Below are 14613 nucleotides of genomic sequence, written 5' to 3'. Positions count from 1 at the left end.
CCACGATGGCGGCCGATTCCTCCTCTTCCCAATTTTTTGGCCTCTTCAATGCCGGGGCCCCGATTGTCGCCGCCCTGCTCCTCATTGTCACGGCGATACCTACCCCGGTATATGCCGATGACGCGGATTCACTAGCCGGAGCCATCGGGGTGCTCACCGACCACCGGCGGGTCCCCGGCCTCGACGACGGACCGGCTGCCGACTATATCGCCGGGAGACTGGAGGAGTACGGCTACGACGTACAGCAGGAGACCTTTGCCGTCGAGACGGATGCGGGACCGGCCACGACCCGGAACGTCGTCGGTATCAAGGAGGGCTCCGGGCCGGGGATCGTCGTCGTCTGCGCCCATTACGACGTCGACGGTCCCGACTGCCCCGGAGCGGACGACAACGCCGCCGGGGTCGCCGTGATGCTCGAGGTTGCCCGGGCGCTCCGGACGGAACCCCTGAATCGGTCGGTCTGCTTCATCGCCTTCTCCGGTGAGGAGGTGGGGCTTCTCGGGAGCGCCGACTGGCTGGAACGCCATGCAAACCTCCGCGAGGAGATCGTCGCGGCCGTCAACCTCGACTGCGTGGCGCGCGGCGACGAACTCCACATAGATACCCTGCCCCAGTACCGCTGGATGCTGGACGCAGTTCCGGAGTCCCCGGCGATCAAGACCGGACCGGGCCTTGGGGGCGACCACCAGCGCTTCTGGGAGCGTCACATCCCCGCCGCCCTGATAACCGACACCAGCGGCTATACCCTGCGGCAGACCCGGAACGATACGCCCGAGACCCTGAACCTCTCCCTGGCGGCGTCCTGCACCGAGGCGGTGACCGGCATGGTCCGGACCCTTGCCGCCGCGGACGACACGACACCCCCGGCGGTGGAGGGCTCGGTCGACGAAGACGGGACGATCCGATATGCCGTCTCCGGGCCGTCGATCACGCACCTCATCGTCGACGGGACGGACTTCGGGGTCCTCGCATCAGGGCAGGTCACCCTCCCCGCAGGCCCCCATGCCGTCCGGGTCGTCGCCTACGATGCGGCCGGGAACCGAGGAATCCTGGACCTGGAAGCCGATGTCCCGGATACCGGGCGCGACGCTCCGGGGTCCGGCCATCAGCCCGGGGGCATCAGCATCCCCTGGAAGCGGACTGAAGAAGAACGCGAGAAGTACGGCATGCGAGAGTACGGCACGCTGTTTGTCCCCCTCTCCTACGATTATCCGGGAGAGGCGGAGGCCGGGACTCGCGTCGACGGCTACGTGGACGGTATCCGGATCACCGGGCTTGAGGAGGGGCATGTCGTCGTCTACGCCCCGGGCAGCCACCGATACGAGGTGGTTGCGGCCGCCGCCGGAACCGTGGTCGGGTACGACGAGGATACGTTTCTCGTCAAACGCATGTATGACAGTCCCGGGGCTTACTACATCCGGGACAACTCTGTGCAGGAAGAGCCAATCCGCAAGGACCCGCTCCCTCTGGTTCCGGTCGCGTGTGTCGTCGCCGCCTCGCTCCTCGCCGTCGGGTATCTCTTCTCGCGGAGCATCGTCTCGCGGAGGCGATGATATCGACCGTATGGTATAACAGAGGTAATCTATGACAGCAGAACGAGTCTTCATTGTGGCCGGGAAGGAGTTCACCGACCACCTCACCAGCCGGAAGTTCCTGGTGATCCTTGCGTTGTTCCTGATGTTAACCCTGCTCGGCATGCATCAGGGGATCGACCAGTACAACCAGAACCTTGAAACGTATAACCAGCAGCTGCAGGCGGCGGGAGACGCCGCCGGTCCGGCGGGGATGATGCCCGAGCGGCCGTCGATCCTGATCATCTTCCAGCAACTGGAGAGTTCGCTGATAGTCTTCGGCGGCGTCCTCGCGATTGCGATGGGGGCCGACCTGGTCTCGAAGGAGAAGGAGTCCCGGTCGCTCAAAAGCCTTCTCTCCCATCCGGTCTACCGTGACGAGATCATCAACGGCAAGGCGCTCGGGGGGATGGCCGCTCTCGGGGTCGCTCTTGTCGTCGCGTTCGCGCTCACCTTCGCCGTCCTCCTCGTCTTCTCGATCGTGCCGACGGCGGACGAGGTCAGCGCCGTCCTGATCTTCGGGCTCGCCTCGTTCCTGTTCCTGCTGGCGTTCTTCGCCCTCGCCCTCGCGCTCTCGGTCGTCGTGAAAGAGAGCGGGCATGCGGTGGTCTACGGTCTCACGCTCTTCTTCGCCTTCACCTATCTGTTACAGATGTTCGGGATGGTTCTTGCAGGCGCGGTTGCTGGAGACATACCGGAGAGACCGGAAATGCCGATGACCGTGGACGGGCGTCCGGTTGATGAAGTGGCATGGAAGGCGTACCAGGAAGAGTCCGGGCAGTACATCGAGGAGATGGAGGTTTACCAGAGCAAACAGCAATTCGTTACCGATACGGTCTACCTCTTCTCCCCGATGATGACCTATAATGCCGTGGCCTCGACGGTTGCCTATCCCTCGGAAATGCCACCGGAGGAGGCGGCAAGCGCGATCTGGAGAAATCTCGCGGCTCTGATCGCCTTCCCGTCGGTCTTCTTCGCCGCCGCGTATGTTACGTTCATGCGGATGGACATCCGGTGACCGGACGACGGGTCCCCGGGACTCCCCTGCCGCACAGGACGGATACAACCTCCCGCTTTCGGGGAGACGGCGGCCGGACGTGTAGAGGGGTTTGAGAGAAGACGTAAATAACGTTACAACCCAGTCTCTGGATAATAGCCTCCGGGCGGGGGTCTTTGCGAGGATGAAGGGATGGCAACGGAACCGATGGCAACAGGGGAGGCGCGAGAGCGCCGGGGGATGAAGGCGGAACGGGTCTTCATCGTGGCGCGGAAAGAATTCACCGACCAGATCACGGGCTGGCGGTTCCCGGTGATCCTCGCCCTGTTCCTCGCCATCGCCCTGATAGGGACGTACGGCGGGGTCGGGAGTTACGAGAGGGATCTGGACCGGTATACCGAGGAACTGGCGGCGGTGGACGACCGGGTCGACGGACCGGAGCGGATGATGCCCTCGAAACCGCCGGTCGCGGACATTTACTCCTCGATGTTCCTCATGCTGATCTCCTACGGGGGCCTCCTTGCCATCGCCGTCGGGTTCGACCTGGTCTCGAAGGAGAAGGAGTCCCGGTCGCTCAAAAGCCTTCTCTCCCACCCGGTCTACCGGGACGAGATCATCAACGGCAAGGCGCTCGGGGGCGTCGCGCTGCTCGCCATCGTCGTCGGGGGGGTGCTCCTCCTCACCACCGCGCTGCTCCTCGTCCTCTCGATCGTACCCACCCCCGGCGACCTCTGGATGATCCTGACCTATGCCGGCGTCACCCTCCTCTTCCTCGTGACCTTCTTCTCCATCGCGCTTGCGCTCTCCACCCTCTGCCAAAAGAGCGGCAGCGCCCTGCTCCTCGCGATGGTCGTCTTCGTCCTCCTCGTGTTCCTGGCCCCCTACGCCACCGCGCAGGTAGGCATGGCCTTCATGATGGAGAAGCCAGACCCCGCCGCATACGGAGGGGACACCTCATCGGAAGGCTTCCAGGCGGAGATCGCGGCATACACCGGGCAGATGAAGATGGTCGAGAGTGCCATCAACCTCTTCTCGCCGCAGATGGCCGTCAACACGCTCATCAACGGGATATCCAGCTCCCCGGGGACGACCCTTGACGATACGCTCGGCAGGATCTGGTCGAGCGTGGTGGCGCTGATCCTCTATCCCGTCGCCTTCTTCGCCGTCGCGTACACGCGGTTCCTGCGGATGGATATACGGTGACCGGCAGGCGCGCACTTCCCACCGTGCGGAAGGGCGTGCCGACGATATCCCCGGATTTCAGCATCCGGGGCGAGTATGCACGGTTTTTGCCGGGTAATCTCTCATACCTGCGATCCGGAGGTCAAGGTATATTCCCACTGGAAACCGACCGGATCGCCGCCGGATGAATCAATAAACAACATACCAGGAGAATGCGGCGGCCTGGGTAGCGCGGCGACAGTTCTATGAAATGGACAGAAATGTTAAGGATAGGAACACCGACGTCTCAATCGGTCAATATCGCGCGTGGTATCCCGCGGGGGCCGGGGAGTTCGATTGGTGTCGCACCCCGGCTCCCAACAGCGTGCCCGGAGGACAATACGGGTGTTAACTTTCATCAGGGATAATTGTTGCGGTCCCGGGATCATCCCGGGCACGCATGAACGAGGTGAAAAGATCATGAGAAAACGAAAAAAAGATCGCCGGGCCGTGTGCCGCGACCATTGACGGGGGCAGGATGACGGGGATTCAGGCAGCGGAACGAGTCTTCATCGTGGCCGGGAAGGAGTTCACCGACCACCTCACCAGCCGGAAGTTCCTGGTGATCCTTGCGCTGCTCCTGATGTTTGTCCTGCTCGGCATGCACCAGGGGATCGACCAGTACAACCGGGACCTCGAAGTATATAACCAGCAGCTGCAGGCGGCGGAAGACGCCGCGGGTCCGGCGGGGATGATGCCCGAACGGCCGTCGACCCTCTTCGTCTTCCTGTACCTGGAGAGTTCGCTGATAGTCTTCGGCGGCGTCCTCGCGATTGCGATGGGGGTCGACCTGGTCTCGAAGGAGAAGGAGTCCCGGTCGCTCAAAAGCCTTCTCTCCCATCCGGTCTACCGTGACGAGATCATCAACGGCAAGGCGCTCGGGGGGATGGCCGCTCTCGGGGTCGCTCTTGTCGTCGCGTTCGCGCTCACCTTCGCCGTCCTCCTCGTCTTCTCGATCGTGCCGACGGCGGACGAGGTCAGCGCCGTCCTGATCTTCGGGCTCGCCTCGTTCCTCTTCATGCTTGCGTTCTTCGCCCTCGCCCTCGCGCTCTCGGTCGGCGTGAAAGAGAGCGGGCATGCCGTGGTCTACGGTCTCACGCTCTTCTTCGCCCTCACCTATCCGCTGCAGATGTTCGGGATGGTTCTTGCGGGCGCGGTTGTCGGGGATATGCCGCAGAAACCGGAGATGCCTGCATGGACGGATTCTGAAGGAGTGAACCACGTACCGTACGATGAGGCGTATGAGGAAGAGTGCGACCGGTACGCCGCAGAGCTGGAGGTTTACCAGAATAAACGGCAATTCGTCACCGATATGGTCTACCTCTTCTCGCCGGTGAGAACCTATAGTGCCGTGACCTCGACGACCGTCCATCCTTCGGAACTGCCGCCGGAGGAGGCGGCAGACCGGATTTGGCGGAATCTCGCGGCGCTGATCGTCTTTCCGGCCGTCTTCTTCGCCGCCGCATACGTGAAGTTCATGCGGATGGATATACGATGACCGGGCAAGAAGCCCGAAAACGGGCGGTTTCGGGAAGAGAAAAAAGGATGTAACGGCGATGCCGAGAAAGTAGTGCGGGTGCCACCGCAACAACAGAGAAACAGAAGATGAAACGAAGAAACGCTATCGCGGTCGTGGCAGTGCTGGCGCTGGTTGTACTGGCGGCCGCCGGTGCGATCTCTGCAATCCGGATCGATCAACGGAATCCCGGGGTCGAAGAAGCGCCTGTCGCAGAGGGTGCGGGCGGGATCGAGATCCCGGCCGCAAAAAACCTGGGTAGAATGTATACGGACGGCGACGGCGATACGGCAAGCGCGGCGCCAAACGGATATACGACCGTCTCTGCCGGTTACAACGTCTTCACGGCGAATTACACGCATGTCAACGACGAAGACGGCGACGGACAGGGAGCGATCTACCGCCTGACGGTATACGACGCCCGGAGTATCGCACATACGAAGCAAATAGACGTGGACCGGGCGACCGACGGCACCATCAGCGTGGCCTTCGATTCGCATGGCAGCGGCGACGCCCAGTACGAGCTCTGGTGCGAGACGCACGACCTGTTCGATACAGAAAAGGCATCGGACATAGGCACCGGCGACCTCGATTACATCTAAAACGGTGATCCAATTGAGCGAAAAAGTATTATGCAGCATCGGCCTGGTGCTGGGCCTTGTTATCCTCCTTGGGTACGGGCTCGTATCGTATGCCGCGGAGGACGTCATTGTGAACGCCACCACCTCCGGCGGCAGGATCGTCTTCCAGGATGACGCCTCCCATGGCGTCTATCTCCTCGGCAGAGCCTGGGCCGACTTCGGGAGCAACGCAACGCTCTCAAACGCGACCCCTTCGCTCGAGACGGGGACGGGAAGAAGCGTCTTCCTTGTCGCATGTGAAAACGACCGGAGAAATGAACCCGGCGGGACCAGGACGGCTGCCTTCACCCTGACCGTCTGGGACCCTGCAGGGGTGTCCCACAGCACCACCCGGGAATTTGGGGGAATTTGCTCTGAAACGCTGAGCGTAGATTGCTCCCCGTCAAAACCCGGAGAGGGGCGGTTCGAGATCACATCGACCATCCGCGAGAGACGGCTGAACCTCCCGGCGGTCTTCGACCGCTGACCTCCTCCCCGACCTCTCAGCACGTCCGGGCGGCGAGAAAGTAGCGTACCGCCCTCCCATCCCTCTCGCTCCTTACGGCACCGTCCCGGATGAGCCGCGCCATATGCCAGGTCACCGATGAACCGGCGATCCCGAGCGTGGATGCGATCTCCTTTCGCGTCATCCCAGGTTCCTCTACGAGAAGGTCGAGTATCCGTTTCCGTGTCCCGTAATGGGGATGTTCGGCCGTCTCCCTTTCGAGAGCCGCCCTGCGGCCCGCGTAATACCGGAGGAACCCGCGATCGTGCTCCATCAGTATCTTCCCCGTCTCGCAGAGGACCTCAAGGTGGTATCGGAGGGTTCCGGCGTTGACTCCCAGCCTGGGGGAGAGGACGGATAGCGTGGTCCCGGGGTTGGCCCGGATGTAGAGATACGCCGCGCGGCGGGTCTCGTGGTTGAGGGCGTTCTTACCGGAGATCTTTCTGTGTCCGAGGAAGGCCCAGGCGGATGCCACTATGAGGATCTGCACCGGGAGGAAGAGCAGGGGAGCGTTCATGAAGACGAAGTCGAGCAGGATCAACTTCAGGGGCACATTCCAGACGGATAACGGGATCGGATCGTCGATTCCCCACTCCGGAAACTCTCCCTCATTCAGTATGGTGTCGGCTGCGCTCCCCGGGGCGATGGAGAGCAGCAGGGCGATGGAAAGCAGCGCTACCTTTGTGAAGAGAGGTCGTTTCGCCATCAAAAAGATCAGGGTGGCGGAGATATAAATGGGGTGCGGTTTTAACTCACCGTTGTGCCGAAGGTATAATCCTGCGTTTCGCGCACTTTCTCTCCGTAAACCTGGAACTGCCACGTTCCGGCTTCCGGAGAGGAGATCCACGCGCGGATTATAGCGTTATCGTAACCGTCGAGGTCGCTGTCGTGATAGGAGGCGTAGGTGCTTCCGCTCGGCGAGATGATCGTCAATGTCAACGACTGCTGCGGAATGAACCAGTTCAGGTTCACGAACAGCGTTGAACTCCCGGACGGGACATACGTGCTGTAATAGTCCGTCTCTCCCTGCTCTATGAGGTAGAAGGCGCAGATCCCGGCATCACCGTCCGGGGCGGCGTTCGTATCGCATTCGCTGCTCCCGGCAAAAGCCGGCGGCACCAGCAGGACCAGTGCAACCATCAGTGCAAAGATGCGGTTGTACGTCATTGTATTCACAGGAGGAGTTCTTCCGTACCTCCATTTAAGTCTTCTCTCACGCCTCTCTACACGTTCTCCGGTCGGAGGCGGATCGACTGCCCGGTGCATGTTATCCGGGAGTCGGGGGCGGGAGGATGGTGGAGAGAGCCTGCTACGCGAAACGGGCGCCGATGCCGCATTCTCCTGCAAAAATGGAGCGGCTGCTATGGCGGGCGTGACCCCCGGTGCCGGTCCTCGTTCCGTCGCGCGCATTTTCTATCGGCCGGCGCAGGAGAAATTTCCGGATGGCTGCGGCATGCTTTCGGGAGCAAAATAGATCAGGGCGCCCCGACGTGTAGAGAGGTTTGAGAGAAATCGTTTATAGAGGTACGGGAAATTATCATGCGTGGGTACCGAAACCGGTATCCCGAACGCGGCGGGAGTTCACCGGCCAAGAGCGAACCGGAGGGGTGAACGTCCCGCATGCCCGAAGGCAAAGGGAATTTGTGCTCTTCCGCTACTTGAAGGTATGTCTCCTCTGCATCCGGGAAGGAATCAGGGGGAACCAAGTTGATGAACGAGATATACGAGACGATTGGAAAGTTCCTCCTGGTCGTGTTCATCGCGGTCTGCTTCGTCATCGCGGCAGCCCTCCTGCTCCTCATTGCTCCCGCGTTCGTCGAGACGACTATGCCGAGCAACTCCTATGCGATCAAGATCACCGGCCTATCCGGTCTTGCCGTGAACGAAACCGCCACGATCATGATCCCGATCCCGGCGAACGCGGCTGGTGTTCCGGCGATGTCGGAGGAGGTGCTTACCGGTCGTTATCAGGCCTTCGGGTGGCGGACATCGATCCGGAAGACACCCTACGGAAAGATGCTTGCGTTCACGACGGCGGAAAGATACGCGCCTGATCTCTCCATATCGTCAGGTGAATTCGAGACGAAAGAAGAGCCACGGCTGCTCGTGCCCGTGCTTGCGACTCCCGGGAACGTGAGCGCCACTGAGTTCACCCGAACGTCGAGCGGGACCTATACCACGGTCGTCTTCCTCGACGGTTTCGTCCCGCCGCCGGAGAACGCCATCCCGATCTCGTTCAACCTCAGGTACCGGGGAGGCGGGGACATGAAACACCTGATAAAGGAAGATACCTGGACGGCGACGGTGAATACGACCGTTCCGGGAACAGAGCCCGGGTTTATCCCGGTTCCGGCCGGATATCATGTCACTCCCGGGGGGATCTATCTTTGACGGGCGGTCCCGTGTGCGTCGCCCTCCCGGGACGATACTCAATTGTCGTTGGACGAAACTATCTTATCACGGAGAGGGGAATTGAATTGATCTTCGGAGAAGCGAGAACGTATCCGGTCCAGAACGGTATCTTGGAACTCTCTCCCGGCGCCGGAGAGGTTCTGAGGATGACAAACGTGCCTGCGCTCGGAATACGTTGGTCTCTCTTTTTTCTGGCTTTACGGCAGAGCGGCCGGGTCCCCGGGAGAACACTACCGACCGCACGTTATCCGTGACGGTTGCGTCCGCGTGGTGGGAAAGCGATCCCATAGGTCTGATGTGTATAGAAAAGTGACAGAAATATCTTATAGAGGCACGGGGAATTATTACGCATTGGTACTGGAACCGGTTCCAGAAAACGGCGGAGGGTCCACCCGACCTGGAGCGAATCGGATGGGTGAACGTCCCGCATGCCCGGAGGCTAATGAGATCTACGCATTCCATGTACTTAAGTGCCTTTCCGTCCTCCGGAAACAAAACGGAGTTGAAACCCATGAAACGAAAAACTGGAATGCAGGCGTTCTCCCTGATCCTGGCAGTCATTGTTGGCGTCTTCCTCACATCGGCCGGTGCGGCCTATGTGCTCCCGGAAAACCCGTCTTATGAAAATTTCAACGGCTCGGACACCGGTTCGCTCTATCTCTCCCATGAAAATCTCTCGCCGCGTGAAGTGACGGATTGGCGGGACCGCATACCCACGGTTCACGATCTCCCTCCGAACCCGGGGGAGTCTTTCCGGTATGAGGCGGTCTTCTTCCCGGATATCCCCCCTGACGCGGAGGTTGTTGGATGCCGCGCACAGGTCCTTCCCGACGGTGTCGCGGCATCCTATGCCGAGGTGACCGACGTGGCGGCCCCGGCGCCGGACGGTTTTTCGGCCCGGGCGGAGGACTGGATATCCGGCGGGGAAGCCCTGGCGGTGCGTGAATATATCCGGGATGCGGCCGGGCTGTCCGATGAGTATGTCGAGGTTGCATACCATACAACCGCCCGGAGATACCCGGAAGTAGGACAGATAACCGCAACAACGGCCCTGTACCAGAGTTCTACCGACGGCGATCCGGGCCACGAGTATTTCTGCCTCGGATCTTACATCGCCATGACACCGGAGGACGGCTGGAGAAACTCGGGATTTCGCGCGAGTTACGACCTGAACGCGCCGTATTACTCCCTGAAACCTTTCGACGGGTTTTTCAGCCAATCCGGCCCCCAGACCTCCCCGCGATACCCGACGTCCCCGGGAGACGTTGTCGGTAAGCTCCTGAACGCCTTCGATATCTTCGGCATATTCTCCGGGTTGTTCGGCCACACGGTCGAGTTTCACGTCCACGACACGACGGGCGTCACCGGCGATCCTGTCGTCCTTCCCGGCGTCGCGGACGGGCTTCACGCTCATGGTATGAGAGGCGTCACCTGGACTACCGGGTGCGGATACTTGACCTCAAGTGCCGCCGGTCCGCTCAACCTGACGCCGGTTTCACAGGTCGTGGGAATACAGCCCGCCGCGAACGACACCGCATGGCACGTTCTGGCGGGCGTCGGCATCGATGCGGAACCCGGCTGGTCGCGGCCCGGGGGGCAACCGCCGTCCTCCTCCCCCTGGGGTCACCTCGTCTTCATCCGCCAAGCGACGGAAGAGGCCTGATGTCGGAGGGCCGGGCGAATACCGTGCCGGCTTCAGACGGCGAAACTGTTGTGCCTGGTATGGGGAGACCAGAATCTGCAAAATTTCAGGGATACGCTGTTTTGTCACCAGCAGTCACCGAACCGGAGCACCTGTATAACAAAGGCTCCGCGTGATCGCGGCACGCTTCCGGGCGTAAAATAATCAGGGCGCCCCGACGTGTAGAGGGGTTTGAGAGAAATCGTTTATAGAGGAACGGAGAATTACTACGCGTGGGTACCGAAATCGGTATCCTGAAAACGGCGGGAGGCCCACCCGACCAGGGGCGAACCCGGATGGGTGAACGTCCCGCATGCCCGGAGGCAACAGGATGTACGCATTCCACGTACTTACTTAAACTGAAGGGTACCGCTGCAGGATATCGGTGAACCCGGGAGCGTTGTGATGAAAAAAACTTCGATTGTTCTGGTTCTCGCCGCTGTCGGGATAGCGGCAATCTGTATTCTGGTCCTCTCAGCGTTCCCGCAGGAGGAGCCTTTTGCTCCCCCCTCCCCCTTTTCTGTGGGTATTTTAGTGGTTAACCGGGACAACGTCTCTCATCAGGTCCATGTGTCGGTCTCCGGCGTGAACGGCACCCTGGATAACGCTCTGCTCTCCTCGGAGAACTTCACGTTCGTCGGTGGTGAAGAACGTATCTACTCAGTGACGATCAACCAGGTCGGGGAATACCTCTACTCCGTCTCGGTCGACGGAAATTCCCCGCACACCGCAGTAAGAGGACTCGATCCTACCGCCGGTGCCATAATCACGATCCTCTCCGATCAAGAAGTCGAGATTGCCCCGACTATCACGTAGCCCTATAATGCTCTCCGGGCGACCGACGGCGGCAATGGGTCCGATTCCGGTAGCGGGTAGTGTATCATCCTTACCGAACAATAGTTGGTATCTCTGCTATGAAATCGGTTCTCTCCTCTGCCCTCATCCTCCGGGGAGTGCTCTCCCCCTTCATTTTCACATTCCGGGCGTTCCGTCCGGGCGTCTGGGTGATCTCCGTGTCGGATCGGCACATCTTTGATCCGTGACCTCTCACGGATTCCCGGCCCGGCGGCACCGGAGGAGCCTGATAACCCCGATAATGATGATCACGACGGAGACGACGGTGATGACGAGTACCGCAAGAGAGATGAGGCCCCGGTACTCCTGGACGACGGGGACCGTACCGAGGAAATACCCGGCGGCTACAATCCCGGTGACCCAGAGGAATCCGCCGAGGGCATTGTAACCGAAGAACTTCGGGTAGCCCATGCGGACGACCCCGGCGATGAACGGTGCGAGCGTCCGGATGTAGGGGACGAACCTGGCGATGACGATGGTCAGGCCGCCGTACCGGTGGTAGAACGATTCGGTGGCGGCAACGTGCGTCTCCCGGATGGGGCACCACCTCGCCCCAAGGAGCGATCTCCCGAGGGTGGCGCCGATATGGTAGTTCGTTGCGTCGCCGAGGACCGCGGCCAGGATGAGAACGGCAATCAGGAGAAGGGGGTTGAGCACCCCGGTTGCGGAGATCACCCCGAGGATGAAGAGGAGCGAATCGCCCGGGAGAAACGGAGTCACGACGAACCCGGTCTCGCAGAAGATAATGAGGAAGATGATGAGATAGATCCAGGTCCCGTAGTTATCGATAAGCGGAAAGAGGTACTGATCGGTGTGGAGGACGAGTTCGACGAGACCCGGGAGCGACGAGAGGATCATGGCGACATCAACGTATCGGACCCGTCAGCACCTGACGGGGTTTTGGACTCTCTTCGCACGGGCGTCGCCCGCCTCCCCGCCCCCGGCAGAGAGAGGGCGGCACCATCCGGTACGGAGGTCGGGATGGGGACGAAACTGTTGCGGACAATGGTTTTTGTGGTGGTAAACACAGTCCTGTTTTTCATCCCATGGTATATATCGTTATGCGGTAAAACGGCCCCATCCGGAGAACGGGGTTAAAAAATTGACGAACCCGGGGTGCAATCGCTTCCGGGTCCCGGTCTCCGGAAAAAAGATTAGATGTAGAAGGGAGCAAGCACCAGCGTCAGGGTCGCCAGGAGCTTCACCAGCACGTGCAGGGACGGTCCGGCCGTATCCTTGAACGGGTCGCCTACCGTATCCCCCACGATGGCTGCCTTGTGAGCGTCCGATCCCTTTCCGCCGTACAGCCCGCTTTCGATGCATTTCTTGGTGTTATCCCAGGCACCGCCGCCGTTGTTCAGGACGAGCGCCATCAGGAGCCCGGTGATCGTACCGACGATCAGGAAGGCGGCCATCGCCTCGTACTTAAGGGTGAGGCCGACGGCGATCGGGAAGACGATCGCGAGTGCTCCGGGCAGAACCATGTTCTTGAGGGCGCCCCGGGTGGTGATGTCGACGCACTGGGCGTAGTCGGGCTTGTCGATGCCTGCGAGGATCTTACGCTCCCGGAACTGCCGCCGGACCTCTGCGATCACGTACTGGGCTGTCTCGCCGACGCCGCGGATGGCATACGCGGCGAAGAGGTAGACCAGCATCGCGCCGAGCAGAGCCCCGGCGAAGATGTCGACCCGGGCGAGGTTGACAATCTCGAAGGCCTGGCCGGTGTACGAGGAGACCTCGGTCATGTAGGCGGAGAAGAGCAGGAACGCCGACAGGGCGGCGCTGCCGACGGCGTAGCCCTTGGTGAGCGCCTTGGTGGTGTTCCCGGCGGAATCGAGTTTCGCGACGTTCTGGCATGCCACCTCCGAAGACTTGCTCATCTCCACGATGCCCCCGGCGTTATCCACGATCGGGCCGAAGGTGTCCATCGCGAGGATGTAGGCGCAGGGTGCGAGCATCCCCATGGTCGCAACGGCAGTCCCGTAGAGTCCGCCGTTGGCCACTCCGGAGAGTTCACCGAACTTGAAGGCAAGGAGGAGAGCCACGCTGATGGAGATTGCGTTGATTGCGGTTGTCTCGAGGGCGATGTTGAAGCCGGTGATGATGTTCATCGCCGACCCGGATGTCGAGGCCTTGGCGATCTTCTGAACCGGCCTGAACCGCTCGTCCGTGTAATACAACGTTACGTACAGGATGACGATCGAGAGGGCGAGCCCGATGAGTCCGCAGTAGAAGAACCAGATGTTCTTGAGGAGGACCATCGTAGCGATATAGAAGAATATCGCTGAGATGAATGCCGTGACGTAGTATCCCTTGTTCAGGGCACGCATCGGGTTTTTGTGTTCGGCATCTTTCATACGCACCGAGAAGATGCCGATGATCGTCGCGATCAGGCCGAAGGCGCCGATCACCAGCGGGAAGAGCACCCCGGCAAGCCCGAAGACCGGGTAGAGGGCGACAGCAAGGATCATCGCGCCGATGTTCTCGGCCGAGGTGGACTCGAAGAGATCGGCACCACGCCCTGCACAGTCCCCGACGTTATCGCCGACGAGGTCGGCGATGACAGCCGGGTTGCGGGGGTCGTCTTCGGGTATGCCCGCCTCGAACTTTCCAACGAGATCCGCTCCCACGTCGGCGGCCTTGGTGTAGATACCCCCGCCGAGCTGGGCGAAGAGGGCGATGAGCGAGGCACCCAGCCCGAAACCAACAATGAGGAACGGAGCCTCAAGGGGGTTGGAGCCGAACGCGGTAAAGATGACCGAGATTCCGATGAGCGAGAGGGCGATAATGGTCAGCCCTGAAACGGCTCCGCCGCGGAGCGCGAGAATGAGGGATTTCGCCGGACTCTTTTCGGCCGCCGCTGCGGAGACCAGGTTCGACCTGACCGCGACGCTCATCCCGATGACCCCGGATAGAGCGCTCAGGAACGCACCGAGGAGGAAGGCCACCGACGTGTGCCACGCCCTGGAGAAATCTCCGATCCCTGTCAGGGCGACGAAGATGACCACGGCGATGACTACGGCGATGATCGCGATGGTGGAGTACTGCCGCCGTATGAAGGCTTCCGCTCCTTCGCGGATGGCTGCAGCGACTGCCTGCATCTGAACGGTACCTCTATCTTCACGGATGATCTGCCGTGCAAAATACGCAGCAACAATGAGGGCGATGAGACTGATCGCCATCACGAGTGGGATTAAATCCATAATATAAGTCTTCTTCTCTTGTTATGAAAAAC

Annotated in this window: 13 protein-coding genes; 9 read left to right on the top strand and 4 right to left on the bottom strand. The window is 60.8% G+C overall.

The genetic code is table 11. The features are described from left to right. Window positions 1-5 precede the first annotated feature (5 nt). From BP737_RS05695 to BP737_RS05670, 6 genes are all read left to right on the top strand, one after another. Complete coding sequence (locus tag BP737_RS05695; RefSeq protein WP_292409890.1) at window positions 6-1553, top strand: M28 family metallopeptidase; 1548 nt, start codon at window positions 6-8, stop codon at window positions 1551-1553. Window positions 1554-1584: 31 nt separating this feature from the next. Next, a complete protein-coding gene (locus BP737_RS05690) occupies window positions 1585-2589 on the top strand; it encodes an ABC transporter permease subunit (RefSeq protein ID WP_292409888.1) in 1005 nt (334 codons plus the stop codon). 171 nt (window positions 2590-2760) lie between these two features. Next, window positions 2761-3771, top strand: a complete 1011-nt coding sequence (locus BP737_RS05685) for an ABC transporter permease subunit (protein WP_292409886.1) — start codon at window positions 2761-2763, stop codon at window positions 3769-3771. A 496-nt stretch (window positions 3772-4267) separates the two neighbouring features. Then, window positions 4268-5287 (top strand): ABC transporter permease subunit, encoded by a 1020-nt coding sequence (locus BP737_RS05680; RefSeq protein WP_292409884.1) that lies wholly within the window; start codon window positions 4268-4270, stop codon window positions 5285-5287. A gap of 107 nt (window positions 5288-5394) precedes the next feature. Next, entirely contained in the window at window positions 5395-5907 is a 513-nt protein-coding gene (locus tag BP737_RS05675; protein WP_292409882.1) for a hypothetical protein, read from the top strand. Between the two features lie 4 nt (window positions 5908-5911). Next, window positions 5912-6412 carry a hypothetical protein gene (locus tag BP737_RS05670; RefSeq protein WP_292409880.1) on the top strand — a complete coding sequence of 167 codons (501 nt, stop codon included), beginning with the start codon at window positions 5912-5914 and terminating at the stop codon, window positions 6410-6412. A 16-nt stretch (window positions 6413-6428) separates the two neighbouring features. On the opposite strand, the gene BP737_RS05665 is transcribed toward BP737_RS05670, so the two are convergent. Together BP737_RS05665 and BP737_RS05660 are read right to left on the bottom strand one after the other, a co-directional pair. Then, window positions 6429-7136 (bottom strand): winged helix-turn-helix transcriptional regulator, encoded by a 708-nt coding sequence (locus BP737_RS05665; protein WP_292409878.1) that lies wholly within the window; start codon window positions 7134-7136, stop codon window positions 6429-6431. Window positions 7137-7177: 41 nt separating this feature from the next. Then, on the bottom strand, window positions 7178-7597 hold the full coding sequence (locus BP737_RS05660) for a PPC domain-containing protein (RefSeq protein ID WP_342686006.1): 420 nt from the start codon (window positions 7595-7597) through the stop codon (window positions 7178-7180). Window positions 7598-8140: 543 nt separating this feature from the next. On the opposite strand from BP737_RS05660, the gene BP737_RS05655 reads away from it, so the two are divergent. The 3 genes from BP737_RS05655 to BP737_RS05645 all read left to right on the top strand — a co-directional run bounded on the left by BP737_RS05655 (window position 8141) and on the right by BP737_RS05645 (window position 11339). Beyond that, window positions 8141-8821 (top strand): hypothetical protein, encoded by a 681-nt coding sequence (locus BP737_RS05655; protein ID WP_292409874.1) that lies wholly within the window; start codon window positions 8141-8143, stop codon window positions 8819-8821. Window positions 8822-9353: 532 nt separating this feature from the next. Continuing rightward, a complete protein-coding gene (locus tag BP737_RS05650; RefSeq protein ID WP_292409871.1) occupies window positions 9354-10505 on the top strand; it encodes a hypothetical protein in 1152 nt (383 codons plus the stop codon). A 423-nt stretch (window positions 10506-10928) separates the two neighbouring features. After that, a complete protein-coding gene (locus tag BP737_RS05645; RefSeq protein WP_292409869.1) occupies window positions 10929-11339 on the top strand; it encodes a hypothetical protein in 411 nt (136 codons plus the stop codon). A 231-nt stretch (window positions 11340-11570) separates the two neighbouring features. Here BP737_RS05645 and BP737_RS05640 read toward each other — a convergent pair whose 3' ends face one another. Both BP737_RS05640 and BP737_RS05635 read right to left on the bottom strand, forming a co-directional pair. Continuing rightward, window positions 11571-12236, bottom strand: coding sequence for a VTT domain-containing protein (locus BP737_RS05640; RefSeq protein ID WP_292409867.1), 666 nt, complete (start codon window positions 12234-12236; stop codon window positions 11571-11573). A 296-nt stretch (window positions 12237-12532) separates the two neighbouring features. Beyond that, a complete protein-coding gene (locus BP737_RS05635; RefSeq protein WP_292409866.1) occupies window positions 12533-14581 on the bottom strand; it encodes a sodium-translocating pyrophosphatase in 2049 nt (682 codons plus the stop codon). Window positions 14582-14613 lie beyond the last annotated feature (32 nt).

The sequence above is a fragment of the Methanoculleus sp. UBA291 genome (assembly GCF_002499755.1).
GTDB lineage: Archaea > Halobacteriota > Methanomicrobia > Methanomicrobiales > Methanoculleaceae > Methanoculleus > Methanoculleus palmolei.
This window is presented reverse-complemented; position numbering and strand designations above follow the sequence as displayed.